Source organism: Anaerostipes sp. Marseille-Q3525 (genome assembly GCF_018223505.1).
GTDB lineage: Bacteria > Bacillota > Clostridia > Lachnospirales > Lachnospiraceae > Anaerostipes > Anaerostipes amylophilus.
In genome coordinates, this window is sequence record NZ_JAGTTT010000006.1 from 85,641 (window position 1) to 112,483 (window position 26,843).

A 26,843-nucleotide genomic window follows, 5' to 3' on the forward strand; every position below is an offset into this window, starting at 1 on the left:
TTGGCGACTTATAAATGATTGGCTCGAAAATATTGTTCGCTTACCGGAAGCGTCTAATAAATGTCCGGCTTGAAAATTATTTAGAAATAATTTCTGTTTTTGATATTGTGTTTTTATCACACATTGCATATACTATAAATACACAAAAAAGCCAAAAAAGAGGAGGTGTTAGTATGGCTACTTCAAGTATTACTCATAATTTTGTCGTATCCAATCCAAATAGCGTAAAGCGTTTTGTCGCAGCAATTGACGAAGCCGACCGTGACCGCACACCAAAGCAGACACTTCCCGGACGTCAGTTAACGAACCCACAGGAAATCTTAGCTTTAATGTCAAAAAGGAAGAAAAAACATGTCTGATAAATATTTTACCGTTAATATTCGGGCATATTTGGATAAAGACGAACCGACATATATCGGAGAGGAAAGTCTTTACGACTTACTCTCCGATTTTTCTTGTCCCAAAAATCCCGATGTGGAATACTTTTTATTACATAATGCGATTGAGTTTACCAAAAAAGATCAATCTATCACTTATCTGGTATTTGATGCTGAAGATGCTTCACTGGTTGGTTATTTTTCACTTACAATAAAACCAATCTCTGTCCGTGCTTCAAATATCAGCAAGACAATGGCAAAAAAACTGTCCCGTGTCAGTATTTTGGATGAAGAAACACAATCCTATACTACCGCAGCTTACCTGATTGCCCAGTTGGGAAAGAACTATTCTCTTCCAAAGGAAAAACGAATTCCTGGAAATATTCTACTGGGATTTGCACTGGAAACCATATCCAGTCTCAAATATTCCGTAGGTGGCGTTATGGAGTTTCTTGAATGCGAAGATAATGAATTTCTTCTGAGCTTTTATACGCAAAATCATTTCAAGCCATTTGATACGCGTATTACCGCTTCTCAGAATAATGAGCCACACACTCTGCATCAGCTTTTAAAATTTATTTGATTTAAAAATGCATGAAAAAAGCGACAGTCTGATTTACATTTTGTATTTCAGGAAACTGCCGCTTCTTTTTCTTCCTTATTCTGTTTTTCTTCCTCCAACTCCCGGAGGACTTCTTCGCCGTACTTATCAATCATCCGTACCAGAAAATCAATGCACCGCTCAAATTCAATATTCTGTTGCATAAGCTCCTCCCGTTATTGTTTGTTCTGAGCTTATTTTACAGAACCTGCCTGAAAACCACATTGAATAGAAATTGATTGTAAATTGACACAATCACTTTAAAAATATCCGTATTTTCTTGAATCGAATATATGTTCGTGTTATGATAGATATACTCAATCTTAACTACGAAAGGGGAATTTCTATTGAATCGATGCGATTTTTCTTCTATTAGCACTTGCTTAAAAAATCATATCAGCGAAAGTAATCAAATGAGTCAGCCTGATTTTTTATACGAATTATTTGAAGATTTTATGGATGATCCGGCAAATCAGGATTTTTCAATGGATAACGGTCTGGTTTGCCGCTGGATGACTGGTCAGGCTAAAATCAGTCCTAAAATATCCGCTTACTATTCCAAGCCATCCAATCAGGAAAAATTAGCCCATACCATCCACCAGAATCTTCTTCCACTGATGTCTGACTGTAATATGGCTATACAAGATATTTACACTTTATTCATTCAGGATGACAGCATCTCAGATGCGAAAAAGAAAAATCTGACTCTCTTATATAAACCAGCCAGTTCAAGACTGCTGTTTCTTGCAAAACTGATTTCTTTTGGCATGGAACGCCAATTCATCAAACGTAATACCAAAAATCAGAAGCTGCTCGCCGGAGGCGCTTTATCCCCTATTGTGCTGGATTATATTATGGACAGTGAGGTTCCGAAACCATGCCGTCATTTTATCGGAAGAGATAAAGAACTAGAAGAATTATATACCATGCTTGAGGAAAACCGTCATGTTTTTCTTTGCGGAATCGCCGGAATCGGAAAAAGTGAACTTGCCAAAGCCTACGCAAAGCGGTACATAAAGCAATACACCAATATCCTTTATGTAGAATATACCGGCAATCTTCATCAGGACATTACTGACATGGATTTTATTGACGATCTTCCGGAAAGCACTGAACAGGAACGGTTTCAAAGACATAACCGTTTCCTGCGTTCCCTGAAATCTGATACTCTGCTTATCATAGATAATTTTAATGTCACTGCCACACAGGACAGCTTTCTGTCAGTAGTATTAAAATATCGCTGCCAGATTTTATTTACGACCAGAAGTAATCTGAATGAATACTGTACTTTTCAATTAAAAGAAATACAGGATATAAACATTCTTTTCCAACTGACATCTGCATTTTATTCAGAAGCAGACAAGTATCGTTCGACCGTCGAAAAAATCATAGAGACCGTACACTATCATACTTTTGCTGTAGAACTGGCTGCAAAACTTTTGGAAAATGGAATTTCAACTCCAGGTCAGTTATTAGCAAAACTTCAGGAAGAAAGAGCATCTCTCGATAATGAAGATAAAATTAAGATAATCAAGGATGGTCAAAGCAGTAAAGCCACTTATTATAGTCATATCCATACTCTATTTTCACTATATGCTTTATCCCGAAAACAGCAGGATATCATGTGCAATTTGTGTTTTCTTCCTTACACTGGTATTTCTGCCCGCATATTCGCCAAATGGCTGGAACTGCCTACCTTAAATGAAATTAACGACTTGATTGAAACTGGTTTTGTGCAGACAACTACACGTCACACAATCTCCCTGCATCCTATGATTAAGGAAATTGCCCTTTCAGAGACAAAACCATCTGTAAGTAGCTGTCACATATTACTGGATTCTTTACAGAAAATATGTTTAATGCATGGAATGGAAGTAGCTTATTACAAAAAGCTATTTCAAACAATCGGAAATATCATAGAATTGATTGAAAAGGATGATATACCAAAGTATCTGCTTTTTCTGGAAAATGCATTTCCATACATGGATAACTATAACTACCACAAAGGTATGAATGGAATCATTCAGGAACTGACGGGGCTGTTAAGGACAAAAAACATTGGAACCGACTCTGACCGGGCATTATTACTAGATTTTCAGGCAACTCTTGAAACCAAACCTGAAAAAGCAATAAAACTAGAAAAGGATGCACTTGCCCAGATAGAAACTATCACTGCTGACAATGCTCGCCTTGTTTCCAACCTTCATGCCAATCTCGGTGGACTTTACCGCATGAACGCTCATCCCGATCTTGCAAGAGAACACATGGAAAAAAATATCTCACTGCTTGACCAATTTAACCTGCTTCATATAAATGACAGCATACCTCAGATTGCCAATTATGCAATGTTCCTGACAAAACAGCAGGAACCCGAAAGAGGAATCTCCGAATTACAAAAATTATCCGGCATCATCAAGGAATACCATTCCGATGACTGTCTGGATTATGCCAAAGTACAGGAAACCCTTGGAACCATTTATCTGATGACTGCCAATCTTCCGCAAGCCAAAACACATTTTAAAAGAGCTTTCAAAATATATGAAAAGATCTGGGCTGATGAACCAGAAATGATTGAAGCAAAATATCAGGAAATTCAGGAGTTATATCCACAGATTGGATTTTGCATTGGAAAAAATCTATCCGGTCTTTTAACAAAATAAGCATAATTTACGGCGGGCAACTTGCCCGCCGTAAATCTTTAAATTATGCTTTGATTTTTCCAGAAAATATTTTACTTACTTTGTTTTTTATGAGTATGAATACAATTTTTACTTATTTCCGTATCTGCGAAAACTCTTATAAATAAAAGGCAGTAAGGCTATTGCCATCACTGTATACATTACCATTACAAGCGAAATTTGTCGAAATACACAATTCCCAATCTGATAAATAAGTGGGACTTTTACACTTGCCTGTACATTTGTCAAAATTGTTGGTATCAAATTGAAAAGCGTTGTATACCCAGAAAGTGCCCGTCCTATAAATGGCAATAAGCAATATAAAAAGAACGGAATGCAAACAGCGACACTAATTGTATGCATTTTAGCCGCTACTAACATAGACACTACAGCCGCCAGCATACTGGCTATAAATCCACATACAACTGTCAACAAATAGTATTGTCCATATGACATAATGTAAATACTATACGCCTGATACATTTGATAAGGTGTATTCATACCACTGGTTCCCATAATTCCAAAACAAATCACACTAAGTAATATAATTCCCATACAATAAATCATAACTGTCGTAGCTATTCCTGCCAGTATTTTTGTTTTAACAGCTTTTGTACGTCCATACTTTGTAGAGAAAAATACTGCATCTGCTTTTGTCTGAAAATCATCTGCAAATATTCCAGCACAAATAAAACCAACTATGATTGCCAGAATAATAGAATACGTTTCTACATACATAATCATAGTATCCCATGAACTATAAGATTCGTATTCTACTGGTAATTTTATTTCATTATATTTCTTTTCCAAGTATTTTTTCTGTACAGAAGTCTTTCCATATTCTTCTGCCATCTTTTCCATATTTTTATGATAAGTGTCATAGAACTCTTGCACATTTTCTTCTGTAATTTGATTCAGAACACTTTCATCATATTCTGCATCCGGTGTTAATACCGATATTATAAAACCCCTAATATCATCTATCGGTTGTAATGTCGTTCCGTAAATCGCATTTTCTTCTGAGGATTGTGTCATCGCATTTTTATTTTGTTCTATAACTTTTCCAAGTTCATCTTCTGTCAATGTACCTTTCCATGCTCGTCTGTTATCTGTAAGTTTTCTTGTTGCCATAATTCCAGTACTAGCATTTCCATTCTCATCCACATAGCGATTACTTGTAACTGCAAATCCGCTAAAAATGACAGCAAGTATCAATGCCAATCCGATTGCAAATACATTAATTTTCTTTGAAAAAATTCGTTTTAATTCTAATTTAAGCATCTTGTTTTTCCTCCGATTTTTCTCCAAAATAAAATAGAAATGCATCTTCCAGATTTTTTTCTACAGCCACAGCATCTTCTGTTGGCTTTTCTATTGAAATAATTCTAAGCTCTGCTCCGGTTTTTGTTGTTTTTATATTTCCAACCAAATATTCACTCATATATTTGTCTATCATACTTCTCGAAACATTACATTGCCATACCTTTTCTTTCATAGAAGATACTAATTCTTCCGCGGTACCTGCATAAAAAAGTTCTCCATCTTTCATTAACATAATATTATTCGCAATGTACTCAATATCCGATACAATATGTGTAGACAAGAGCACCAAACGTTCTTCCGACAATTCACTAATTAAATTACGAAAACGTATTCTTTCATTCGGGTCTAATCCAGCGGTAGGTTCGTCCAGGACAAGAATTTGCGGATCGTTTAACATCGCCTGTGCTATTCCTACACGTCTAACCATTCCTCCAGACAAATTCTTCATTTTTCTTTTACTGAATTTTTCCATTCCTACTTGATTTAATAATTGCTTCACTTTTTTTCTGGCAAACGGTATTTTTAACCCTTTTATAGAAGAAATGTACATCATGTAATCATATACGGTCAAATCTGGATAATATCCAAAATCCTGTGGTAAATATCCCAGAACTTCTCGGTATTCACCTCCTAGTTTCCATATATCTTTACCATTCCATAATATTTGTCCTTCTGATGGTTGAACAATCGTACAAAGCATACGCATTAATGTGGTCTTTCCTGCTCCATTTACTCCAAGCAGTCCATAAATTCCTTTTTCCATAACACAATTCACTTTATTAACAGCATTTACTTCTCCGTATTGTTTTGTTACATTTTTAAATTCTAATTTCATACGTGTAATCCTCCAAAATTTTTTCATCAAATAGCAATGACTTCTGAACACAAAAAATAAAATATACAAAAGTCAATATCAGCATAACCACCCATACCGGAGTTACAATTTTCTGATAAATAACATCATTTGCAACAATCATCATCCATAAACCAACCCATACCAGACAAGAAAGCACTGCTATATATTCTGATTTTTCCCATCTGCTGTACAATACACGAAAACATATACAACATGAAACATTTACCGGAAGCAAAAAATTAACCACCAAATCACTTAACGAGAGTATTGTTGTTTGATATGTAATCGCCAAAAACACCATAACGATCACCAGATCCACTACTCCAAACATTAACATTCTTGCTGTACAAATCTGACGCAGTGTGTAATAAGACGCCTGCTCAATCTCAATCGCACCATTTCTTCTGTTTTTCCAAATTTCCGGGATAATCAGAACCACAAATATTGTGGCAGATATTCCCATAATCCTCATCATATCTTTTATGTCTGACGTATAATTACTCAACCATATCCATAGACACATAAGAACACAACCTTGTAAAATCCACCATCTTTTTTTTATGAATTTTGTCTGCTCATACAAAAATTCAAAATAAGATGTTCTATGCGATTGTTTCGATAAAACCGACTCTGACAAAATATTCTGACATGCTTTTACTGTTTTGTTCTCTGCTTCAGCCCTTACATACTTTTCTTCAATCTCCTCTTTATATTCCTTTATTTGTTGCTTATAATTCTTCATCTTTTTTCACCTCCAACTCTTTCATTAAAAGTTCTTTTGCTCTTCCGATTCGATATTTTACAAGAGAAAGTTTGATATGAAGTAATTCTGCAATTTCTCTTTGCTTCAATTCCTGAAAAAAATATAAAACTGCCGTTTCTCTAATTTCTTCCGGTAACTTTCTCACTGCCTGTTCAATAGTTAATCGGACTCCTAGCTCTTCTACATGATTTTTACTACAGTCCTCTGATTTTAGCAGTTCCTCTGATGGAATATCTTTTTTCTTTTTGTAATAATTTTTAACGGTATTTCCGGCAATTGTATAAAGATAATTCTTAACTTTTCCATATTCTTTATATCTATATAAATTGGAAAAGAAACGTGTAAACACTTCTTGTGTCAAATCCTCTGCCTCATAGGGATCATTGATATGTAGCAAACAATATTGATATATACTTGAGTAATATTTTTTGACCAGTTTTTCACACGCATCTTCATCTCCTGCTCTTGCTAGATGTACTAACAAAGAATCAGTTTTGTATTCCATTCGCAAATTTGCCTCCCTCTGTTTTCTAAATAATATAACAATCCTACTATAAAAAAAGTTAGGATTTTCTTTTGTTTTTATTTATATTTTTCTAAATATTCTTCCAAACATAAATTTTCTTCTTTCATTATTTTAGCGACAGTCGTTCCAACATAACGGTAATGCCATGGTTCATTACTAATTCCTGTTATATCCGTTTTATCTTCCGGGTAACGTTTTACAAACCCATATTTATATGCATTTTCGTCTAACCATTGATATACTTTTTCAGAAGAAAATTTGTCGGTATCCGCATTAATATCAACACTCAGTCCTAATTGGTGTTCGCTTGTATCGGGAATTGCGACATATTTCTCGGCTCTTTTTTTTGCTTCTTTCGCAGAATATCCTTGTTTTTCATATTCATTGATTTTCTCGTCCATAATTTTTTGTTGTTCTTCTGTTGTTCGATATCCTTCTCTAACAAACAGTGCCAGCCCCTCAGCTCTTGCATCATTAAACATTTGTTGTAATTCTGGATAAATCCGTGAATCTACTTTTTTACCATTCGATAATTCTGTCAATTCTACTTGATAATTATTTGGAATATAATGATTTCGATCGACCAAAATAAGATTCCATTCACCCGAAGTGTCTGCAAAGGACTTTTCTGACTGCAAAATTTTCGGTAATGTTAATTCTCCAACCTGCACATCGATTTTTATTGTTCTCCACATTACAACGGTTATTATGATAGTCATTAAAAGAATGAATACTCGTAAAATATTCTTTCTTCTACGATTGCTGTATCTTCTTTTGTTCATTTTCTCTCCCACACTTTCATTATCAAAATATTTCTACTTTTAATATAATTAACAACCAAAACGACAAAAGAGTTAGTATCTAAACTTATTTATCAATAAAAAGTTTATTTTTTCTCAATTCCAGCTCAATTTCCCCTCAATGCCTTTTTCCTCCGATTTTCGTATGCTTATCCCACAGCAGAGCAGTACCACACCGGTACGACCTGCTGAATCAATCAATACGAAAACGGAGGTATTTTTTATGCGAGAACTCAGAAACACAAAAATCATTGCTGTAGATCATGGCTACGGCAATATGAAAACAGCAAACACCGTCACACCAACTGGAATCAAAGCCTATGAAACAGAACCAATCTTCACCGGGAATATTCTGGAATATAACGGCATTTACTACCGGATTGGCGAAGGACACAAAGAATTTATTCCGGATAAGGCTATGGACGAAGAATATTATCTTCTGACGCTAATGGCTATTGCAAGGGAACTGAATGTCTTTTCCATCCGTGAAGCAGATGTTCATCTGGCTGCCGGACTTCCTCTGACATGGATCAGAAATCAAAGAGAAGCTTTTCGTTCCTATCTGCTCCAGAATCCAGAAGTCCATTACCGTTTTAACAGCAAAGAGTATCATCTCCGCTTTGTGGGATGCAGCCTTTACCCACAGGGATATCCTGCTATCGTAAACCAGATTAGAGATTTCAAGGGAACCAATCTCCTTGCAGATATCGGAAACGGAACCATGAACATTCTGTATATCAACAATAAGAAAGCACAGGAAAACCAATGCTGGACAGAAAAACTTGGTGTAAACCAATGCATGATTGCTGCAAAGAACGCTGTTCTGGACAAATTTGGAGTGAAGATTGAAGAATCCACGGTAGAACAGATTCTGCGGTTTAGAACAGCTGACATTTCAGCGCCATATCTGGATTGTATCAGTTCTATTGCCAGACAGTATGTGGCAGAACTTTTTTCCACGCTCCGCAAATATGAATACAATCCTGACCTGATGCGCCTGTATGTGGTTGGCGGCGGTGGATGCCTGATCCGTAACTTCGGAACTTATGACAAATCACGAGTCACCATCATTGATGACATCTGCGCCACTGCCAAAGGTTACGAATCTCTGGCTTATATGAGCCTGAAAAGGAGGGGATAAACCATGCAGAACAATATCCGCAACACAAACCTGCGATTTAATCTGGACAAAGCTCAACAGCGGAAAGCCTGGGAATATTTACAGACGATGGACAGACAGGATTTTAAATCTTACAGTCAGGTAATCTCTCTTGCACTGGTAGATTATTTTGACCGCTACTACCGCACACAGGCTGATCCTTATCTGGAAACAAGAGAACGGGAAGAACTTTTTGTGAAACAGATTGTAGATGCAGTGGAAAACAATCTGAAACAGGCATTGCCACTTTTTCTTTCCGGACTGACTGCAGGCATGGTGCAAAGGGAGCCCCAAATCAGGGCGTCCTTTCCAACACCTGAAAATTCACAGCCAGATAGTGATGTAGACTGGGATTTTCTTGGCGAATAACTGATTGGAGGTGAACACATGACGGACTTTCTGACAGCAGACACCAACCTGCCATCTTATATGATGTTTCCTCGTTTTCTTCTGGATATGAAAATAAACGAAACTGCCAAAATGCTTTATATTATCCTGCTCGACCGGGCAAGGCTTTCCCAGAAAAATGAGGGCTGGTCAGATACAGATGGTCATGTGTTCATTTACTTTACGATTGAAGCACTGGCAGAAGTTCTCCACAAAAGCCAGATGACTGTTAAAACTGCTCTGGCAGTACTGGAAAAACAGGAGCTTATCTTCCGAAAACGGCAGGGACCCGGACAACCTAATCGGATTTATGTAAAACTCCCAAAAGAAACCATCCACTATACAGACAGATTTCTTTCCCTAAGACAGACAGAAAACTGTCCTATTGACAGACAGGATTCTTTCCCTGATACAGACAGAAAACTGTCTGGTAATAAGAAAGAGATAAAAAAGAACAATTTAAAAAAAAGAGGGAGTAAGGATCTACTCTCACCCTATGGAAAATTTCAAAATGTTTTTCTGTCGGAAAAAGAGCTGGAAGATATCCGGCAGACAATCCCTGACTGGCAGGATTATATTGAACGCTTATCCGGTTATATGGCTTCTACCGGAAAGCAATACCAGAACCATGCAGCTACCATCATCAGTTGGGCAAGACAGGATCATCCTGCTTCCCGGCAAAGGAATTACGAAAGTGAGGAATACGAAACACTATGACAAGATTTACAGAAAAAGCAAATGCTATAACACCAAACAGAGAACTTCAGCCTGATGAATATTTTAACGAAACAGACCACCTGATCTACTGTTCCAAATGCAATACGCCAAGACAATGCCGGCATGAATTACAGGGAAAGGTTCTTATTCCTTCCATCCGCTGTAAATGCCAGCAGGAAATCTTTGAGCAGGAAGAGGCCCAGAGAAAACTTCATGAAAAACAAATGGAAATAGAGCATCTTAAAACCAGCGGCTTACAGGACAAAGCACTCTATGACTACACTTTTGCCAGGGATAACGGCATCAATCCGGAAATAAAACTGGCACACAATTATGTAAGCAACTGGGAAGAGATGAAAGCAAACGCTTCCGGACTTCTCATCTGGGGTGATGTCGGTACTGGAAAATCTTTTTTTGCAGGCTGCATTGCCAATGCCCTTCTGGAAAAAGGCGTTCCTGTACTGATGACCAACTTTTCCCGGATTCTAAATACCCTTACCGGAATGCATTTTGAAGACAGAAACCAGTTCATCAACAGCTTAAACCGCTACAGTCTTCTGATTATTGATGATCTCGGAATTGAGCGGAACTCTGACTTTGCACTGGAACAGGTATTCAATGTGATCGACAGTCGTTACCGCAGTAAAAAGCCCCTGATCATAACGACCAATCTCACTTTATCAGAGCTGAATAACGCAGCTGATATCGCACACAAACGAATTTATGACCGTATTCTGGAGAGATGTATTCCTGTCCGTATCAATAACCGGAATATCCGTCAGGACAATGCAACAGCTAATTTAAAACAGGCGAAAAAAATCCTGTTGAACAATCATGCTCCGAACCAGAATTGACTCGAAGAAGTATAACACAATGATTACTTTTCACTGACAGTGGTACTACTTTCTTTCCTCATTTATTACCAGAAATATGCCACTGTCAGTTATCTAAAACCATAGTACCAAACCAAAAGATTTTAAAACCAAAACTGCCCGGATACGGGCATAAAAAGGAGGTGCCAGATATGGCAGATAAAAGAATCATGACACCGGAAGAAAAAGCACTTTTACAGGCAAGACACCGCCAGGAAGAAGCCGAAGCAAGAAATCGCAAAAAAGAACGTGATGCCAGAACACACCGATTAGTCCAGGAAGGAGCCATTCTGGAAAGTATTGTTCCCCATATTAAAGAAATGGATTTAGATTCCCTGAAACGGGAGCTGATGATCCGGCTACGGGGAATGTAAACGCACAAGTTCTACTCCCGAAGGGCGCACTTACTCACCACCTGATAAATCAGGCAGTGGTATCCCCTTCGGGGCTCGTGCGCTCTGCCGAGGGCTTTATCCGCTGTTGCAGGCAACATCGAAAGGAGGTGCCAGATATGGCAATTTATCATATGCAAGCCAAAGTCGTCAGCCGTGGTTCCGGTCGGTCTGCTGTTGCTGCTTCTGCTTATATGAGCTGTAGCCGCATGTACAATGATTATGACGGCATTCAGCATGACTATACTAGAAAGCAGGGTCTGATCTATCAGGAAGTGATGCTTCCTCCAATGGCTCCATCGGAATGGAATGACCGGGAACAACTCTGGAATGCTGTGGAAGAAACCGAAAAGACCAAAGACAGCCGACTGGCAAGAGAATTTGTTGTCGCACTCCCCGTCGAGTTAGATAAAAACAGCAATATTTCTCTTCTTCAGGATTTTATTCAAAAGAATTTTGTGGATATGGGCATGTGTGCTGACTTTGCTATTCACGATACAGATGGACACAATCCTCATGCACACATTCTGCTTACCGTCCGTCCACTGAATGAAAATGGAACATGGCAGTATAAAACAGAAAAAGAATATCTCTGTATAAAAAATGGGGAAGAAAAAGGATTTACAGCTACTGAATTCAAAACTGCACAAAAAGATGGCTGGGAAAAGCAATACAGATATAAAGTTGGAAAAAAGAAGATTTATATGACCGCATCTGACGCACAGGAAAAGGGCTATGACCGCATCGACAAACATCCTAAAAGTAGCCGCTACGGCAGGCAGAATCCTATTTCTGAACAATGGAACAGTGATGAACAACTCTGTATCTGGAGAGCAAACTGGGCAGATACTGTAAATGAAATGCTTGCCCGCAATCAGATAAATGCATCCATTGATCACCGCAGCTTTGCAGATCAGGGAATCACCGAACAGCCGACCATCCACGAAGGCTACATTGCCCAGAATATGGAAAAGAAAGGAATGATAGCTGACCGCTGTGAAATCAACCGTCAGATTCGTGCAGATAATCAAATGCTCCGGGAATTAAAAACTCAGATATCGAAACTGGCTCAAGCTGTCAAAAATTCTATTCCTGTAATTGCAGAAACAATGGAAACTATCCGAAATCATATGATTTTTACACAATATCATTTACTTCATAATGAGATGCAAAAAGAAGTAATTCATGATTGGATGAATCATTTTAATCCAATACTGAATAAATATAATGCTGTTAAGAAGAAACTCAAAGCGAAAGTTTCGGAACGGAAAGAACTGAATGTGCAAAAGGATAAAACCAGTATTTTGAATCCCATCCAGCATATAAAATTGAATCAACAGCTTACCACTGTTACCGAAGAAATTGAAGAACTGAAATCACGGAAAGAGCAGCTAATCTTCCAGGCACAATGCACTACCGATAAAGATATGATGAATCTATCCAAGAAATACGACCAGATGAATAAAAATCTGGATGTCCTGGATTCTCAGGACACCTCGCTCAAAAAACAGCTTGAAAAAGACGCCACTGCTTTCCGGGAAGAAAAATTTCGTCCTGAGCCAGAACAATATACCAAATTACTGGATACCAGAATCCAGATACGTCCTGATTTCCGGGATAAGCTGATTGAACAACTCAAAGGTACTTTCGGTAAATATTACGACTATCACCGTCGTGATATTGCAGCCAATGAGGTGGATTATCTCAATGTGGAAGATCCTGATGTTTTCTCCCATCGTGCATGGGAACTTGAATATCAGAGGAAACAAGAGATGCGACGAAATCAGCCTGTTCGATCTAAGAAAAGGTCATATGATATGGAATTATAATTTCCTTTAAAAAGAGGCGCATGGATCAGCAAATCCATACGCCTAATTGATACCTTGTTTCTATTCCTTGCGAATTCTTTCAACAACACTTTCCCGACTCATCTTTTCAAACTGATACTTTGGTATCACATACGCAATCCCAACCAAAATTGGAATCATAAGCACACATGGCACTATCGTAAGATGTAGCCGGAAGAAAAATGCCGTACCGAGCGTATTTATTAAAATCTGCTTTGCTCCAACCACAACTAACAATACTGCAATCATAAATGCGCCTCCCAAATATAGGAATCCCTCAGCCACTAGCATTTTCGATATCTGTTTTTTCGTCATTCCAACAACTTCCAAAAGTGCCAGTTCTTTTTTTCTGCTAATTACAGAAGTTGCTGTTGTATTAAAGAAATTCATAATGCCAATAAAGGCTAAAATAACGACAAGAAAACTACCGATCATATAATATTTACTGACAAACCGCCTAAAGCTCGCCTTCATATCCAATACAGAAAAAACATTTATCATATCATTTTCTTTCAAAACATTTTTATCAATGTATTCTTTTACTTGCTTATCCTCGCCCTTCTTGGCATCAATAGTAGCATACATTGCTGATTGATTTTCTGTCTGGGTGATATACTCTTCTTCTGGGACCATTACTGTAACATAAACAGAATCTGCATACGGATAATCCAGGGAATATGGCATCATAGCTTCTCCGATCACCCCATAATCTTTCTGTTTTCCGTTTCCGTACTCCATTTTAAAAGTTTCGCCAGACTGATAATAAGAAACTGGTTGTTCTGTATATTTATCACTATAGTCCACAATCACATAATCCCCACTTTTAAACGTATCCCAGGAACATTTTTCCCCTTTCCATTCTAACATATCAAACACCGCTTCACTAATTCCGAGGAAATGAACCTTTACAGTATTATCCGCTTTTGTTTCCTCCCAGATTTGCTTTTCATAATCTGTCCAGTTTTCTTTGTTTTTTTCTGCCAATGTCTCCCACGTTTTCAAAAGTGCCGGTTCCATCTTATGTCTTTCTTCCGAATAATACACATATCCTGTTTTCTCACTTTCCGGACACTTATTCAGAATCTCTTTGATTTCAGGTGTAATACCATTGAAATTTGTATTCGATAAAGTGTCGGTCATCTGATCCAGTTGAAAATCAGATGCTAAAAATATATTCCGGTAAGACTCAAAATCATATCCCTGCACCAACATCACAATACAGTTGACCACTACCATAGAAAGAGCGATAGAAAACATAACAATCAATCCCTTTTTCCAGTTATGGAACACATTTTGAACTGCCATTCCCCACCAGGTTACAGAAGTATTCTTTTTTATTTTCTTCTGTGACTGCTCTCCTTCTGCCAAATGTAGGGCTTCCACAGGCGAAACTCTTTCCACCATTTTACAAGCCTGTAGACTGGATAAATACACCGTTAAAAGTGTCAGAAGTGCTGCTGCAAAAAAAATCAAAGGATTAGTTGATACTACTGTCTGTGCAGTCTTTCCTGCCTGTGCACTGATTTGGGCATCTGCTGTCAGAGACGGCGACATACAAAAACCTGCAAGATAACCGAAAATCAATCCGATTGGAATCCCCACTGCTGACAATTTCCATGCCTGCATACGTACAATTTTTTTCAATTGTTTTCCTGTTGTTCCCACGTTCTTCAATAATCCATAGGCTCTAATATCCGTTTTCACGGATATATTAAAAATATTATAAATAATTAAGTAACCAGCCAATATCACAAACAGTACCATTACAATAAGGGAAGTGAATGAAAATGAATCTTCTTCAAAAAGATTATATGCCGGATTGATCTCCAATCCTGTCCCTGCTTTCGTAAATCCTGCTGTCTTAGATATATTTTCTGTTTTCTTTTCCAGATTCCAAAGATTCTTGTACCAGACAGAATACTCCTTTCCCCCATTATAGATACCATTTTCTAATTCTTTCTGTGTAACAGGATAACAATTCTCCTTCGCATAGGCTTCAGATACCCAGACCATCTGACCTAAAACAGCCTTATCACCCTGCCAAAATCCACATATCTGGAATGTATCTGTTTTGTATTGTTTCAGCATTGGATTTACTTCCCACGTCAGCGTGACTTCTTCCCCAATCTTTGGTGTAACTCCCAATGCTTCCAGTACCAAGCTGCTGACTGCTACTTCATTTTCCTTCTCTGGCAGTCTTCCTGTAGTTGGCAGACAATTAAAGCTTTCTGCCATATTTTTATCTGCATATCTAACTTCTACTGAAAAGCCAAAATGTTTATCTCTTCCTGCTCCCAGAAAAATGCCTGTTCCATATCGTTCCACCTCATCACTTTGTTCTATTGTTTTTTGCAATCTCTCCGCATCTTCTTCTGACAAATTCTGCGCAATAGCATGGGATGAATCCATAAATTGCTTAATTTCCGTTGCTCTTTTGGAAAGTATCATGGATACGCTCCCCACAAAGAGGCTTGTAAATAACAGTGATGTCAACATGATTGCAATAACAGCAATAATATTTCTTGCTCGGTTCATTTTCATAAAACGTTTCGTCAATAATCGTAACGTTTCTTTATTCTCTACTTTTACCATATAAACGCCCTCACTATACCAAACCACTGTCTGAAACAATTTTTCCGTCTTCAATCTGTAAAATCCTGTCAGCCATCTGGGCAATCTCCTCATTGTGAGTAATCATTACAATCGTTTGATGAAAACGCTTACTGGTGACTTTTAAAAGTCCCAATACATCCTGACTCGTTTTTGAGTCCAGATTGCCTGTCGGTTCATCTGCCAGCAAAATAGCAGGTTTTGCCGCTAATGCTCTTGCGATTGCCACCCTTTGCTGCTGACCCCCTGACAGTGCACTTGGAAGATTTTCCAGTTTTGTCCGAATGCCCAGTGTATCTATGATTTCATTTACATAGCCTTTTTCAATCTTTTTTCCATCCAGTTTTACAGGAAGAACAATATTTTCCCATACATTCAGCATCGGAACCAGATTATACTGTTGAAATACAAATCCAATATTTCTACGCCTAAAAATAGTAAGCTCTTCATCTGTCATATGGCTTAAATTCTGTCCGTCAACAATGACCTGACCGGATGTTGGATTATCCAAACCACCAATGATATGAAGCAATGTAGACTTTCCACTTCCAGAGGTTCCAACAATCGCTACAAACTCCCCTTTTTCTACTTCCAGGTTTATACCATCAAGAGCCCTGACTTCTGTTTCTCCCTGCCCATATATTTTTCGTAAATTTACTGCTTTTAATATATTCATGCCATCCTCCCGTCAAAAAAGCCTGTATTGATCTTTACAATACAGACTTTATCATAACAATGTCTCCATCTGGTTTCTGAAATATCACAGTTTTGATACTATTCCTTCTTTGCTATCGGAAGAAACACAGAAAATGTAGAACCCTTTCCTCTCTTTGATGTCACTTTTATATACCCCTTTTGTGCCTGAATGATCTCTCTTGCAAGGAATAAGCCAATTCCTACTCCTGGCTGGTCTGCCACTGACAGACTCCGATAAAACCTTCCAAATATCTTTGGTATTTCTTCTTTTTCTATTCCAATGCCATCATCAATGATATCAATCTTTACAAAAAAAGAATACTGCTCGACTTTTATCTGAACATTTCCCCCACATGCTGTGTATTTAATCGCATTGTCTACAATATTTCCGAGTGCCTCCACAGTCCATTTTGAATCACATCGAATATGCAAATCCGTGTCACATAGGCTCAGAGTAATATTCTTCTCCCTTACTTTTACGTTAAACTGTTGCTGTATAGATTCAAGCATCTGCTTAATAGTAGTATCCTCCGAATGTACTGCGATAATTCCACTCTCCATCCGTGATAATTTGACCAATGATTGTATCAAAAAATCTAATTTCTCTGTTTGCTCCAAAATGGTAGCTATTTCCTCCTGATTTTCATTACTCACTTCAGAGAGTATTTCTCCATAGATTTTCAGATTTGAAATAGGAGTCAGTGTCTGATGCGCAATATCTGAAATAAGTTTTTGTATCACTTCTTTCTGTTCCTGTTGATTTTTTCCTGCCAGAAAGCTACTGTCTATATATTGTTTCATGCTGTTTTCAAGAGCAGAATACTTTTCTTCTGATATTTCTGTCCGTTCCAGTTCTCCATCTATTGCACAGTCCAGCATTTGCTGCAGCCGGTTCAAAAGCTTTTTTTCTTTCTGATAAAAAAAGCTGTACCAAAAAACTCCGCTCAGGACAAATATAACTACAATCAACATAATTGTTTCTATCATCCATTCACCGCCCATGTATAACCAATTCCATAAACCGTCTTGATATATTCAGGCTTCTGCGTATCATCTTCTAATTTGTCTCTGAGGCGTTTGATTGCAACAGTCAAGGCATGGGCATCCACAAACTCTGTATCTCCCTGCCATACCTCGTCAATCAGATATTCCCGTTTCAATACTTTTCCTCTGTTTTCACACAGCACTCTAAGGAGCTTTTGTTCTGTCTTACTAAGTTCAATAGGTTCTCCATCTTTGAAAAATTCCATTTTATCGAAATAGAACTCAAATCCATCAAGCTCCATAGAATTCTTAGCTGCTGCCTCTTTATTTCTAAGCTGCACAGACACTCTTGCACGCAAAACCATCAAACTAAACGGTTTCGTAATATAATCATTTGCCCCTGCTTCCAATCCTGTCACAATATCCACTTCCATGTTATTTACTGTAAGCAGAATAATCGGCACCTGACTGTTTTTCCTTATTTCTCTTACAAAATCAATCCCATTCCCATCCGGCAAGTTCACATCTAATAAAACTAATGTAATGTCTTCCCTGTTTAGAATCGCTCTCGCTTCCTGCAAAGTTCTGCACTGATAAAAGAAATAAGCATCATTCTTTAAAGCCAGACGGATTCCATCATTTAATTTTTTGTCATCTTCAACAATCAGTAACTTTTCACTCATATTTTCTCTGCTTTCTTACAAATTACGCTAATTGTATCATTGCCAGTTTTATAAATCAAATCATTAAATCAAAATCTCCGACAGAATTTATTTTATAAACAGCAAAAAGCTCCCGAAGGAGCTTTCCACACTTTAAATATAGACCAATTCTTTTAACACAATCTCTTCTACCATATTACGAATACCATTTACCGCTCTGACCCATTCCATCTGGTCACAAGCTTTCAATTCTTCCGTAATGCCCTGCCTCTCCATCATCTGACGCACCAGAATATCCATTCTCTCCTGTGCTTCATCGTCCACAGTATTCAGATGTTCTGTCAGTCTGTCTTCCAACATATACAGTGAATACATTGCCGGACGATGCTCTTTCAGATACGTTTTTCGCATCATTCCATATTTCCCATAATGCGGTTCTTCATCTGTACTGACAAGATTCGGATAGTAAATTCCGTCTGCGCCAAGTGTGTAGGTTCCACCCATTTTTTCAAATGTGCTTTTCATGTGTTATTCCTCCTTGAAATCAGCAATGTCCTTAGATCATCGCAAAATATTTCAGGGCAGCCTTAATTGCTTCTTCTTTCTCTTTCGGACACTGTGGCACTTTTGGATTTTCTGTCTTTGGCAGATTATAGTTCTCTCCTACTTCGATTCCACATTTCCTTTTGATTTGAGAAATATATAAATTTGAAACCTTCAAGCCAAATTCTTTCAGCACATAATCTTTGATTTCCTGATAGGTTGCTTTCAACTCGGCACTTGTAGCATCCAGCTCGTCCAAGTCTAAGTCGATCTCTATCGTGTCATCCGGCTTTTGTTGGGACAAAAGAACAACCGTCTCAACATGTGAACTATGGCTAAACTGATCCACTGCACAAACCTTCTCAACTTCATATCCTTCCCCTGACAATACCTTCAGATCTCTTGCCAAAGTTGCCGGATCGCAGCTTACATATACAATGCGTTTTGGTGCCATTTTCACCATTGTCTCTAACAGCTTCCCATCGCATCCTTTTCTTGGAGGATCGACAACAATCGTGTCTGCATAAACTCCATTTTTCTCGTATTCTCTTGGTAGTACTTCTTCTGCTTTTCCTACGAAAAATTCTGCATTGTCAAAGCCATTCATCTTGGCATTTAATTTTGCATCGTCGATGGCTTCTTTGACGATTTCTACTCCGTAGACTTTCTTTGCTCTCTGAGCTAGGAATAATGAGATTGTTCCGATTCCGCAGTAAAGATCCCATACCGTTTCTTCGCCTTTTAAGTCTGCATATTCCATTGCTTTTTCATATAGCACTTTTGTCTGTGTTGGATTAACCTGGAAGAAGGATAATGGTCCGATCTGATATTTTACATTACCGATGTAATCGTAAATATATGGTTTACCATAGACTTCTTCAATCCTGCTTCCCAGAATTCTGTTTGTCTTTTCTTTATTGATATTTACACAGATGCTTGTCATTCCTTTGATTTCAGTCAAGGAATCGACGAGCTTATCTAAATTTTTTAAATTCTTTTTACTTCCATTTACAACAAGACAGACCATGATCTGGCCTGTTTTGAATCCGACTCTTGTTACGATATGGCGAACAAGGCCTTTATGAGTCTTTTCATCATAGGCTGTAATGTTATTCTTCTTCATGTAGTCTAAGACCTTTAGTAAAATCTGTTCGTTAACTGGATGCTGGATCATACAATGTGTACAGTCAATAATATGATGTGTTCTTCCTGCATAAAATCCTGTGATCAGATTTCCTTCTTTGTCATATCCGACTGGAAACTGGGCTTTATTTCGATAGTAAAATGGTTCTTCCATTCCAAGGATCGGTTCCATTTTTTCTTCGATGTTTTCTAAACCTCCGATTCTTTCTAAACAGTTTTTTACTTTGTTAAATTTATATTCTAACTGCTTTTCATAAGCTAAATGCTGTAATGTGCAGCCTCCGCATTGTCTTGCCTTTGGGCATCGTGGAGTTACTCTGTCTTTGGATGCTTCTAAGACTTCTTCCACTCTTGCGAAGCCGTAATTTTTCTTTGTTTTGATGATCTTTGCTCGAACTTTGTCTCCGATGACCGCATCTTTTAAAAAGAGGGCATAACCATCTATATGGCCGATGCCCTCTCCTTCGTTTCCAATGTCATCGATATAGAGTTCTACGATCTGATTTTTCTTAAATTCCATACGCACCTCTGTATCTTTGTGATCGGTTAACTGATGTCTGTTTATTAGATTGATGTTTTACGGATTCTTGTGTCTAGGAGACGCTGGAATCCTGACCATTCCTGATCTTCTTTCTGTTTCTCCATGATCTCTGCAAATGTTTCCATCTTGGCATCTAAGTTATCAGCCTGGCTCAAAGCGATTGCTTCTAATAATGCAGGTTTCTTTGGAGATCCGAATTCTAATTCTCCGTGATGTGCCAACATGCAATGTTTTACTTCATTCGCAAGTTTTGGTGGGAAACCTGGAATCTCGCGGATCAGACGATCTAATTTGATCGCTCCCATTACGATGTGTCCAACTAACTGTCCTTCATCTGTATAATCGTTCTCTGGGAAACTTGATAATTCTTCGACTTTTCCCATATCATGCCATAATGCACACATCACGATCAGATCTCTGTTTAACTGTGGATACAGACTTGCATAGCTTTCACAGATCTTTGCTACAGATAAACTGTGCTCTAACAGTCCTCCGATATATCCATGATGTACGCTTTTTGCTGCTGAATGTACTTTGAATTCTCTTGCAAAATTTTTGTCTTCAATAAAAATCTTTTCTGCTAACTGTTTTAAATACTGGTTCTTTGTCTTATTGATCATTGCAAGAAGTTCTTTAAACATCCCATCAATATCTTTCTTCGTACTTGGCATATAATCTGCCATGTCAAATTCACCTTCCTGAGCTTTTCTGATCTGCTGGATGTTTAACTGGTTAGAACCCTGATAGCTTGTTACCTGTCCTCTGACTAAAATGTAATCCATCGCTTCAAAATGTCCGATCGCATTGGTAAGTTCCCATACCTTTCCATCGATCATTCCTGTCTTGTCCTGTAATGTCAGGGAATAATATGATTTTCCAAATTTGGATGTTCCCGGGGATTTTGTCTTGCATAAATAAATCTCGGAAACCTGATCTCCTTCATGTAAATCACTAATATATCTCATGTTATTGTGCCTTTCTAATTCGTTTCCGCCAACTTCTTTTCTGGCGTTTTTAAATCCTCTGTTTTTTTACCTATGTTATTATGCCATAGTTTGCTTGTAAAATCTAGGGGAATTTCATTTAGATTCTAGGCAGTCTTTCAATATTTTAAAGATTTACATTCCCAGCACTTCTATATGCCTGTTCATAAAAGAACTCCTGTGAATTTAATGGTGTATCCTGATTTTTCGGAATTTTATAATTCCCTTTGTTGTCTTCTTCCCTTGCTTTTTGATTATCAGAAAGCATTGTTATGAACATTTCGATCAACTGCATTTTAATATCTGGATCATAAATCGGAGTTGCCACCTCCACTCTTCTCAGTGTATTTCTCGTCATAAAATCGGCGGACGCAATATATACTTTTTCTCTTCCTCGTGTTCCAAAAATATAGATTCTTGAATGCTCTAAATATCTTCCAACAATACTTCTTACATGGATGTTCTCTGTCTCTCCTTTGATTTCAGGAATCAGACAACAGATTCCTCTGATCACCATATCAATTTTAACTCCCGCTTTTGAAGCTTCCACTAATTTTTGCATGATCTTTTTATCTGTCAGAGAATTCATTTTTAATCCAATGTAGGCTGACTCTCCGATCTTCGCATGTTCAATTTCCCGATCGATCATATGAATCACTTTATTTTGCAGACAATGTGGTGCAACAAGCAAGTGATCCACGGATTCCACAGTCTCTCCCATAGATAGCGCCTGAAATACTTCTGCTGCCTCCATCGCAATATCAACATTCGCTGTCATCAGAGATAAATCTGTATACAGACGGCTTGTTTTTTCATTATAGTTTCCAGTTCCGATCTGTGTTATGTATCCAACTTTTCCCTGTTTCTTTCTTGTGATCAGACAAAGTTTTGAATGTACCTTATAACCGTCCAATCCATAAATAACCCTACACCCTGCATCTTCTAACTGTCTGGACCATTCGATATTATTTTCCTCATCAAATCTTGCTTTTAACTCCACAAGAATTGTGACATCTTTTCCATTTTCAGCCGCTTCGATCAAAGATGCGATGATCTTACTTTGTTTTGCTACACGATATAATGTCATTTTAATTGATACTACATCTTTATCTTCTGCAGCTTCCTGAAGTAATTTTAAAAACGGACGCATACTTTCATATGGATAAGACAATAGTTTGTCTTTCTTCGCAATCTGATCCATGATCGATTCATCTTCATTAAATTGAGGCGATCTCTGCGGAACTCTTTTGTCAAAGAAAAGATCTGTCTCTCTTCTTAAAATATCCTGAATCGTAAATATGAAAGAAAGATCTAATGGTGTGTAATTATAAAATACATATTCTGGATCAAGGTCTAGATACCCGCATAAAAGATCAATGATCTCTCCATCCATTTCTTTTGAAAGTTCCATTCTTACAGGTGCTAATTTTTTTCGTTTCTTAATCAATTCTACCATAAAGTCACGATAATCAAGATCTTCATCATACATAGCATCTGCATCAATATCTGCATTTCTTGTAATGCGGATTAATGTTTTTGCTTTGACATGATATCCTTTAAAGATTCTTGGCACATAGTGAAGGATCATTTCTTCAGATAACATATAGGCATCTTTTCCTGGAATATTGATCAGACGCTCAAACACTTCATTTCCACATGGAATAATTCCTAATTTTTCTTTTCCATTTTTAGTTTCTAATACAGCTACTGCGTAAATTTCTTTATTTTTTAAAAATGGAAATGGCTGTCTCTTTCCGATGATCGTTGGAGAAATCAATGGTGCGATTTCTGCCTGAAAATAAGCTCTTAAATATTCACTTTCTTTTTTGGATATTTTCTGAAAATTGACAAAATGAATATTATGTTCTTTGAGAGAATCCATCATCTCCTCATATACATTATCTTTTCTTCTATTAAGCTTTCGAACCTGCGGCATGATCGCATCCAGCTGCTCTTTTGGTGTCATTTTTGTCTTGTTTTCTTTCATATTTTTATCTAGCAGGATCTGATCGATCAGTGATCCAACCCTTACCATGAAAAATTCGTCTAAATTGCTCTGGTAAATAGATGCGAATGTCAGTCTCTCACACAGTGGTACTTCTTTATTCTCAGCTTCTTCTAATACTCTTTCATTAAATTTGAGCCAGGATAGTTCCCGGTTCATAAAAATCTTTTGCTGTGTTTTCATCTTTTCCTCCAATTATTTTATATACATTTTCATTGTACTGGTTCAATGTAAAATCAAATATCTTGTTATGTTAAGTTCTTGTAAATTAACCATATCTTTCCCATTTTCCTTATGTTTACAGCAAAAACAATCTATGATAAACTTATTTTATATATGTAAAATGAGTTGCAATAATTTAATGTAAATGAGGAATTTTTCATGAATCAAAAAGTATTACAAACACTTGAATTTGATAAGATCATAAATATTTTAACCGGATACGCGACAACCGAGCTTGGGAAGTTGATGTGTGCCAACTTAAAACCGATGACTGAAGAAGCTGATATCTTAAATGCTCAGGATCAGACACAGGATGCATTGACACGTATCTACAAACGTGGAAATGTATCTTTTTTTGGGGTAAGTGATCTTTCCCCTTCTCTTGCACGATTAAAGATGAGAGGTACTCTTGGAACCGGAGAACTTCTTGATATCGCCCGTGTTCTGGAATCTGTAAAGAACGCTGTTTCTTACGGGGTCCGCACGGAGGATGATATTGAGGCTGATTCTCTCGATGAACTTTTTGAAAGTCTAGTGCCTTTAGATGATCTATTACACGAAATCCGCCGCTGTATCATTTCCGAGGAAGAGATCAGTGACGATGCTTCTTCTACTTTAAAGCACATCCGCCGTGCTATGAAACAGACAAATCAGAAGATTCATACACAGTTAACTGCTTTGGTAAGTTCTGCTTCCAATCAGGATAAACTGCAGGATGCGATCGTTACGATGAGAAATGGTCGTTATTGTATCCCTGTCAAACAGGAATACAGAAGTTCTTTCCAAGGAATGATCCATGATCAGTCTGCTTCTGGAAATACATTATTTATCGAACCGATGTCTGTTGTAACATTAAATAATGAATTAAAAGAATTAGAAGGAAAAGAACAGTCTGAAATTGAACATATCCTTTCTATGCTAAGTGAACAGGCTTCTTATGTTGTTGACGATCTTGCACATGATCAGAAAACACTTGTCCTGTTAGATTTTATTTTCGCGAAAGCCAAATATGCCAAGGATCTTGATGCATCCAAACCTATTTTCCGTGAAGATGGAATCATCAATATCAAACAGGGATGTCATCCTTTATTAGATCGTAAAAAAGTTGTCCCGATCAACGTTTCTCTTGGAAAAGATTTTTCCATGCTGATCGTTACCGGACCAAACACTGGTGGTAAAACGGTATCTTTAAAAACCGTTGGATTATTATCTTTAATGGGACAGGCTGGGCTTCATATTCCTGCATTCCAGGGTTCTTCTCTTGGTATCTTCCGTGAGATTTTTGCAGATATCGGGGATGAACAGAGTATTGAACAAAATTTAAGTACGTTCTCCTCTCATATGACAAATATCGTATCCATCGTTCAGCAGGCTCACAGAGATTCTTTAGTCTTACTTGATGAGTTATGTGGTGGTACAGACCCAATCGAAGGTGCCGCACTTGCGATTTCTATTTTAAGTGATCTGCACGATCGAGGAATCAAGACAATGGCAACAACCCATTACAGTGAACTTAAGATGTTTGCACTTTCTACCGATGATATTGAAAATGCTTCCTGTGAATTTGATGTGGAAACTCTTTCTCCAACCTACCGTCTGATGATCGGTATTCCTGGAAAGAGTAATGCGTTTGCAATTTCTAGAAAATTAGGATTAGATGAACATATCATTGAAGGAGCGGCAGAACAGATTGATGAATCTGTCAAAGACTTTGAAACGATCTTAGCTGATCTTGAGAAGAGTAAACAGACGATTGAGAAAGAACAAGAAGAGATTCTTGAATACCGCAAGGAAATTGAAACACTTCGTAAGAGTCTCAAATCCCGTCAGGACAATATCAAAGAAAAACGTGATAAGATGCTTCGTGAAGCTCGTGAGGAAGCTCACAACATCATTTCCGAGGCGAAAGAGGTTGCAGACTCTACGATCCGTGAATATAACAAGTTAAAGAAACAAAATAAGAATCCAAATGCTAATAAGAAAATGGAACATATGCGAAGCGATCTTCGTGGCCGCATGACAAAACTAGAAGGCCAGATGGCTTATAAATCCAAGAAGCAGAGCAAGAAACGCCATGAAGCAAGCGATTTCCATGTAGGAGATGAAGTTTATGTAACAAGTCTTTCCCTTGCAGGAACTGTCTCCACCCTTCCAAATGCAAAAGGGGATTTATATGTTCAGATGGGTATGATGCGTTCTCTTGTTAATATCAAAGATCTTGAGATCACAAAGACTGCAAAAGATGTCAAACGCGAAAACCAAAGAAATGAAAGCCGCAACCGTGGACGTACTGCGATCAACAAATCCGCTTCCATCCGTCCTGAAATTAATGTAATGGGTATGACAGTTGATGAAGCGATCGCACAGCTTGATAAATATATTGATGATGCCTGTCTTGCTAACCTGGCACAGATTACTGTTGTTCATGGAAAAGGTACTGGTGCACTGCGTAAGGGATTGCATAATTACTTTAAGCAGTTAAAGAAACAGAAACGTATCTCTGGTTATCGTGATGGTGAATATGGTGAAGGCGATCTTGGTGTAACAGTTGTTATGCTGTAATCTCTAACAATATGATAGAAAGGTTTTTAAGTGATGAAAAAACAGATTTTATTATATAATATCAAAGACAAAAAACGTGCACTGGATATCCGCAGGGTTTTAATGCCTTTAAAGATTCGTATCAAACAGATTAATGAATCTGACTTTGGACAGCCCATTGGATACCTGGCAGATATTGATGGATTCGAATTCTGCGAAGATCTCTCTGGTGATTTTTCTTTTGATGATGAGATGATGATCATAGTTGGATTGACCAGTTTTGAGATCGATCAGATAATTAAAGGATTTCATAAGAAGCGCATTGCTGGAATTCCTTTGAAAGCGATTTTAACAGAAGAGAATCAGAAGTGGGATTCTCGGAAATTGTATGAGAATCTTCGGGATGAGCATGCGAAGATGCATTCTTAAATTTCTGATTTGATAGGCTTTCGTATATGTGACGGAAATAAGATAACAAGAAATATTTATAAGAAACCGGTGGCAATACGCAGATTTTCAATCTTGTGAATTATCCACACTATAGACTTCTGGTATATGATAAAAAATAAATAAGCAACTGAACGCGATGCATTGGAATTTTGCCATAATATGAGC

25 protein-coding genes are annotated in these 26,843 nt (G+C 37.6%); 11 read left to right on the forward strand and 14 right to left on the reverse strand.

Annotated elements, in window-relative coordinates:
- Nucleotides 1–173 precede the first annotated feature (173 nt).
- Both KE503_RS14450 and KE503_RS04690 read left to right on the forward strand, forming a co-directional pair.
- On the forward strand, nucleotides 174–359 hold the full coding sequence (locus tag KE503_RS14450) for a hypothetical protein (protein WP_014080774.1): 186 nt from the start codon (nucleotides 174–176) through the stop codon (nucleotides 357–359).
- On the forward strand, nucleotides 352–960 hold the full coding sequence (locus tag KE503_RS04690) for a hypothetical protein (protein WP_005348504.1): 609 nt from the start codon (nucleotides 352–354) through the stop codon (nucleotides 958–960). Before KE503_RS14450 ends, KE503_RS04690 begins: the two co-directional genes overlap by 8 nt.
- 47 nt (nucleotides 961–1,007) lie before the next feature.
- On the opposite strand, the gene KE503_RS14675 is transcribed toward KE503_RS04690, so the two are convergent.
- Nucleotides 1,008–1,142, reverse strand: a complete 135-nt coding sequence (locus tag KE503_RS14675; RefSeq protein WP_004844681.1) for a hypothetical protein — start codon at nucleotides 1,140–1,142, stop codon at nucleotides 1,008–1,010.
- Between the two features lie 249 nt (nucleotides 1,143–1,391).
- Between KE503_RS14675 and KE503_RS04695 the strand changes: the two genes are divergently transcribed.
- Nucleotides 1,392–3,638, forward strand: coding sequence for a tetratricopeptide repeat protein (locus KE503_RS04695; protein ID WP_212384604.1), 2,247 nt, complete (start codon nucleotides 1,392–1,394; stop codon nucleotides 3,636–3,638).
- Between the two features lie 108 nt (nucleotides 3,639–3,746).
- On the opposite strand, the gene KE503_RS04700 is transcribed toward KE503_RS04695, so the two are convergent.
- The 5 genes from KE503_RS04700 to KE503_RS04720 form a co-directional block, all read right to left on the reverse strand.
- Nucleotides 3,747–4,937, reverse strand: coding sequence for an ABC transporter permease (locus KE503_RS04700; protein ID WP_117549561.1), 1,191 nt, complete (start codon nucleotides 4,935–4,937; stop codon nucleotides 3,747–3,749).
- On the reverse strand, nucleotides 4,930–5,814 hold the full coding sequence (locus tag KE503_RS04705; RefSeq protein ID WP_117549563.1) for an ABC transporter ATP-binding protein: 885 nt from the start codon (nucleotides 5,812–5,814) through the stop codon (nucleotides 4,930–4,932). The genes KE503_RS04700 and KE503_RS04705 overlap by 8 nt, the downstream gene beginning before the upstream one ends.
- Entirely contained in the window at nucleotides 5,798–6,577 is a 780-nt protein-coding gene (locus KE503_RS04710; RefSeq protein WP_117602491.1) for a hypothetical protein, read from the reverse strand. The genes KE503_RS04705 and KE503_RS04710 overlap by 17 nt, the downstream gene beginning before the upstream one ends.
- Nucleotides 6,564–7,103 carry an RNA polymerase sigma factor gene (locus tag KE503_RS04715; protein WP_005348545.1) on the reverse strand — a complete coding sequence of 180 codons (540 nt, stop codon included), beginning with the start codon at nucleotides 7,101–7,103 and terminating at the stop codon, nucleotides 6,564–6,566. Before KE503_RS04715 ends, KE503_RS04710 begins: the two co-directional genes overlap by 14 nt.
- Before the next feature lie 77 nt (nucleotides 7,104–7,180).
- A complete protein-coding gene (locus KE503_RS04720) occupies nucleotides 7,181–7,906 on the reverse strand; it encodes a M15 family metallopeptidase (protein ID WP_249182963.1) in 726 nt (241 codons plus the stop codon).
- Nucleotides 7,907–8,147: 241 nt separating this feature from the next.
- Here KE503_RS04720 and KE503_RS04725 point away from each other — a divergent pair, with 241 nt between their 5' ends.
- From KE503_RS04725 to mobQ, 6 genes are all read left to right on the forward strand, one after another.
- The gene (locus tag KE503_RS04725) at nucleotides 8,148–9,065 is read left to right on the forward strand and encodes a ParM/StbA family protein (RefSeq protein ID WP_212384605.1); all 918 of its coding nucleotides are present in this window, start codon (nucleotides 8,148–8,150) and stop codon (nucleotides 9,063–9,065) included.
- Between the two features lie 3 nt (nucleotides 9,066–9,068).
- Complete coding sequence (locus tag KE503_RS04730; RefSeq protein WP_212384606.1) at nucleotides 9,069–9,452, forward strand: adenylate cyclase; 384 nt, start codon at nucleotides 9,069–9,071, stop codon at nucleotides 9,450–9,452.
- Between the two features lie 18 nt (nucleotides 9,453–9,470).
- Complete coding sequence (locus KE503_RS04735; protein ID WP_212384607.1) at nucleotides 9,471–10,187, forward strand: replication initiator protein A; 717 nt, start codon at nucleotides 9,471–9,473, stop codon at nucleotides 10,185–10,187.
- Entirely contained in the window at nucleotides 10,184–11,041 is an 858-nt protein-coding gene (locus KE503_RS04740) for an ATP-binding protein (protein ID WP_118673842.1), read from the forward strand. Before KE503_RS04735 ends, KE503_RS04740 begins: the two co-directional genes overlap by 4 nt.
- Before the next feature lie 170 nt (nucleotides 11,042–11,211).
- Nucleotides 11,212–11,433: a DUF3847 domain-containing protein gene (locus tag KE503_RS04745; protein ID WP_005362330.1), complete on the forward strand. Its 222-nt coding sequence runs from the start codon at nucleotides 11,212–11,214 to the stop codon at nucleotides 11,431–11,433.
- A gap of 137 nt (nucleotides 11,434–11,570) precedes the next feature.
- Nucleotides 11,571–13,280: a MobQ family relaxase gene (gene mobQ, locus KE503_RS04750; RefSeq protein ID WP_005362333.1), complete on the forward strand. Its 1,710-nt coding sequence runs from the start codon at nucleotides 11,571–11,573 to the stop codon at nucleotides 13,278–13,280.
- Between the two features lie 60 nt (nucleotides 13,281–13,340).
- On the opposite strand, the gene KE503_RS04755 is transcribed toward mobQ, so the two are convergent.
- The 8 genes from KE503_RS04755 to ppk1 all read right to left on the reverse strand — a co-directional run bounded on the left by KE503_RS04755 (nucleotide 13,341) and on the right by ppk1 (nucleotide 23,648).
- A complete protein-coding gene (locus tag KE503_RS04755; RefSeq protein ID WP_212384608.1) occupies nucleotides 13,341–15,890 on the reverse strand; it encodes an ABC transporter permease in 2,550 nt (849 codons plus the stop codon).
- Between the two features lie 13 nt (nucleotides 15,891–15,903).
- Nucleotides 15,904–16,584 carry an ABC transporter ATP-binding protein gene (locus KE503_RS04760; protein WP_005362338.1) on the reverse strand — a complete coding sequence of 227 codons (681 nt, stop codon included), beginning with the start codon at nucleotides 16,582–16,584 and terminating at the stop codon, nucleotides 15,904–15,906.
- Between the two features lie 98 nt (nucleotides 16,585–16,682).
- A complete protein-coding gene (locus KE503_RS04765; RefSeq protein WP_005362341.1) occupies nucleotides 16,683–17,591 on the reverse strand; it encodes a sensor histidine kinase in 909 nt (302 codons plus the stop codon).
- Nucleotides 17,588–18,271 carry a response regulator transcription factor gene (locus KE503_RS04770; RefSeq protein WP_005362343.1) on the reverse strand — a complete coding sequence of 228 codons (684 nt, stop codon included), beginning with the start codon at nucleotides 18,269–18,271 and terminating at the stop codon, nucleotides 17,588–17,590. The genes KE503_RS04765 and KE503_RS04770 overlap by 4 nt, the downstream gene beginning before the upstream one ends.
- A gap of 132 nt (nucleotides 18,272–18,403) precedes the next feature.
- Nucleotides 18,404–18,775, reverse strand: coding sequence for a TnpV protein (locus tag KE503_RS04775; RefSeq protein WP_119637245.1), 372 nt, complete (start codon nucleotides 18,773–18,775; stop codon nucleotides 18,404–18,406).
- Between the two features lie 31 nt (nucleotides 18,776–18,806).
- Nucleotides 18,807–20,456, reverse strand: coding sequence for a 23S rRNA (uracil(1939)-C(5))-methyltransferase RlmD (rlmD, locus tag KE503_RS04780; RefSeq protein ID WP_212384609.1), 1,650 nt, complete (start codon nucleotides 20,454–20,456; stop codon nucleotides 18,807–18,809).
- A gap of 44 nt (nucleotides 20,457–20,500) precedes the next feature.
- On the reverse strand, nucleotides 20,501–21,442 hold the full coding sequence (locus KE503_RS04785) for a 3'-5' exoribonuclease YhaM family protein (protein ID WP_022374925.1): 942 nt from the start codon (nucleotides 21,440–21,442) through the stop codon (nucleotides 20,501–20,503).
- 145 nt (nucleotides 21,443–21,587) lie between these two features.
- The gene (gene ppk1 / locus KE503_RS04790; protein WP_022374926.1) at nucleotides 21,588–23,648 is read right to left on the reverse strand and encodes a polyphosphate kinase 1; all 2,061 of its coding nucleotides are present in this window, start codon (nucleotides 23,646–23,648) and stop codon (nucleotides 21,588–21,590) included.
- Nucleotides 23,649–23,846: 198 nt separating this feature from the next.
- Here ppk1 and KE503_RS04795 point away from each other — a divergent pair, with 198 nt between their 5' ends.
- Both KE503_RS04795 and KE503_RS04800 read left to right on the forward strand, forming a co-directional pair.
- Nucleotides 23,847–26,249, forward strand: coding sequence for an endonuclease MutS2 (locus KE503_RS04795; RefSeq protein ID WP_212384610.1), 2,403 nt, complete (start codon nucleotides 23,847–23,849; stop codon nucleotides 26,247–26,249).
- Between the two features lie 33 nt (nucleotides 26,250–26,282).
- On the forward strand, nucleotides 26,283–26,657 hold the full coding sequence (locus tag KE503_RS04800; RefSeq protein ID WP_055196422.1) for a DUF3783 domain-containing protein: 375 nt from the start codon (nucleotides 26,283–26,285) through the stop codon (nucleotides 26,655–26,657).
- Nucleotides 26,658–26,843 lie beyond the last annotated feature (186 nt).

Bases quoted from the DNA above. Each gene is read 5' to 3' on its own strand.
- mobQ (WP_005362333.1), top strand. From the start codon at position 11,571: ATGGCAATTTATCATATGCAAGCCAAAGTCGTCAGCCGTGGTTCCGGT.
- KE503_RS04710 (WP_117602491.1), bottom strand. From the start codon at position 6,577: ATGAAGAATTATAAGCAACAAATAAAGGAATATAAAGAGGAGATTGAA.
- KE503_RS04690 (WP_005348504.1), top strand. From the start codon at position 352: ATGTCTGATAAATATTTTACCGTTAATATTCGGGCATATTTGGATAAA.
- rlmD (WP_212384609.1), bottom strand. From the start codon at position 20,456: ATGGAATTTAAGAAAAATCAGATCGTAGAACTCTATATCGATGACATT.
- KE503_RS04755 (WP_212384608.1), bottom strand. From the start codon at position 15,890: ATGGTAAAAGTAGAGAATAAAGAAACGTTACGATTATTGACGAAACGT.
- KE503_RS04775 (WP_119637245.1), bottom strand. From the start codon at position 18,775: ATGAAAAGCACATTTGAAAAAATGGGTGGAACCTACACACTTGGCGCA.
- KE503_RS04765 (WP_005362341.1), bottom strand. From the start codon at position 17,591: ATGATAGAAACAATTATGTTGATTGTAGTTATATTTGTCCTGAGCGGA.
- KE503_RS14675 (WP_004844681.1), bottom strand. From the start codon at position 1,142: ATGCAACAGAATATTGAATTTGAGCGGTGCATTGATTTTCTGGTACGG.
- KE503_RS04705 (WP_117549563.1), bottom strand. From the start codon at position 5,814: ATGAAATTAGAATTTAAAAATGTAACAAAACAATACGGAGAAGTAAAT.
- KE503_RS04745 (WP_005362330.1), top strand. From the start codon at position 11,212: ATGGCAGATAAAAGAATCATGACACCGGAAGAAAAAGCACTTTTACAG.
- KE503_RS04735 (WP_212384607.1), top strand. From the start codon at position 9,471: ATGACGGACTTTCTGACAGCAGACACCAACCTGCCATCTTATATGATG.
- KE503_RS04800 (WP_055196422.1), top strand. From the start codon at position 26,283: ATGAAAAAACAGATTTTATTATATAATATCAAAGACAAAAAACGTGCA.
- KE503_RS04795 (WP_212384610.1), top strand. From the start codon at position 23,847: ATGAATCAAAAAGTATTACAAACACTTGAATTTGATAAGATCATAAAT.
- KE503_RS04715 (WP_005348545.1), bottom strand. From the start codon at position 7,103: ATGGAATACAAAACTGATTCTTTGTTAGTACATCTAGCAAGAGCAGGA.
- KE503_RS04725 (WP_212384605.1), top strand. From the start codon at position 8,148: ATGCGAGAACTCAGAAACACAAAAATCATTGCTGTAGATCATGGCTAC.
- KE503_RS04785 (WP_022374925.1), bottom strand. From the start codon at position 21,442: ATGAGATATATTAGTGATTTACATGAAGGAGATCAGGTTTCCGAGATT.
- KE503_RS04740 (WP_118673842.1), top strand. From the start codon at position 10,184: ATGACAAGATTTACAGAAAAAGCAAATGCTATAACACCAAACAGAGAA.
- KE503_RS04770 (WP_005362343.1), bottom strand. From the start codon at position 18,271: ATGAGTGAAAAGTTACTGATTGTTGAAGATGACAAAAAATTAAATGAT.
- KE503_RS04760 (WP_005362338.1), bottom strand. From the start codon at position 16,584: ATGAATATATTAAAAGCAGTAAATTTACGAAAAATATATGGGCAGGGA.
- KE503_RS04695 (WP_212384604.1), top strand. From the start codon at position 1,392: ATGAGTCAGCCTGATTTTTTATACGAATTATTTGAAGATTTTATGGAT.
- KE503_RS04730 (WP_212384606.1), top strand. From the start codon at position 9,069: ATGCAGAACAATATCCGCAACACAAACCTGCGATTTAATCTGGACAAA.
- KE503_RS14450 (WP_014080774.1), top strand. From the start codon at position 174: ATGGCTACTTCAAGTATTACTCATAATTTTGTCGTATCCAATCCAAAT.
- KE503_RS04700 (WP_117549561.1), bottom strand. From the start codon at position 4,937: ATGCTTAAATTAGAATTAAAACGAATTTTTTCAAAGAAAATTAATGTA.
- KE503_RS04720 (WP_249182963.1), bottom strand. From the start codon at position 7,906: ATGAACAAAAGAAGATACAGCAATCGTAGAAGAAAGAATATTTTACGA.
- ppk1 (WP_022374926.1), bottom strand. From the start codon at position 23,648: ATGAAAACACAGCAAAAGATTTTTATGAACCGGGAACTATCCTGGCTC.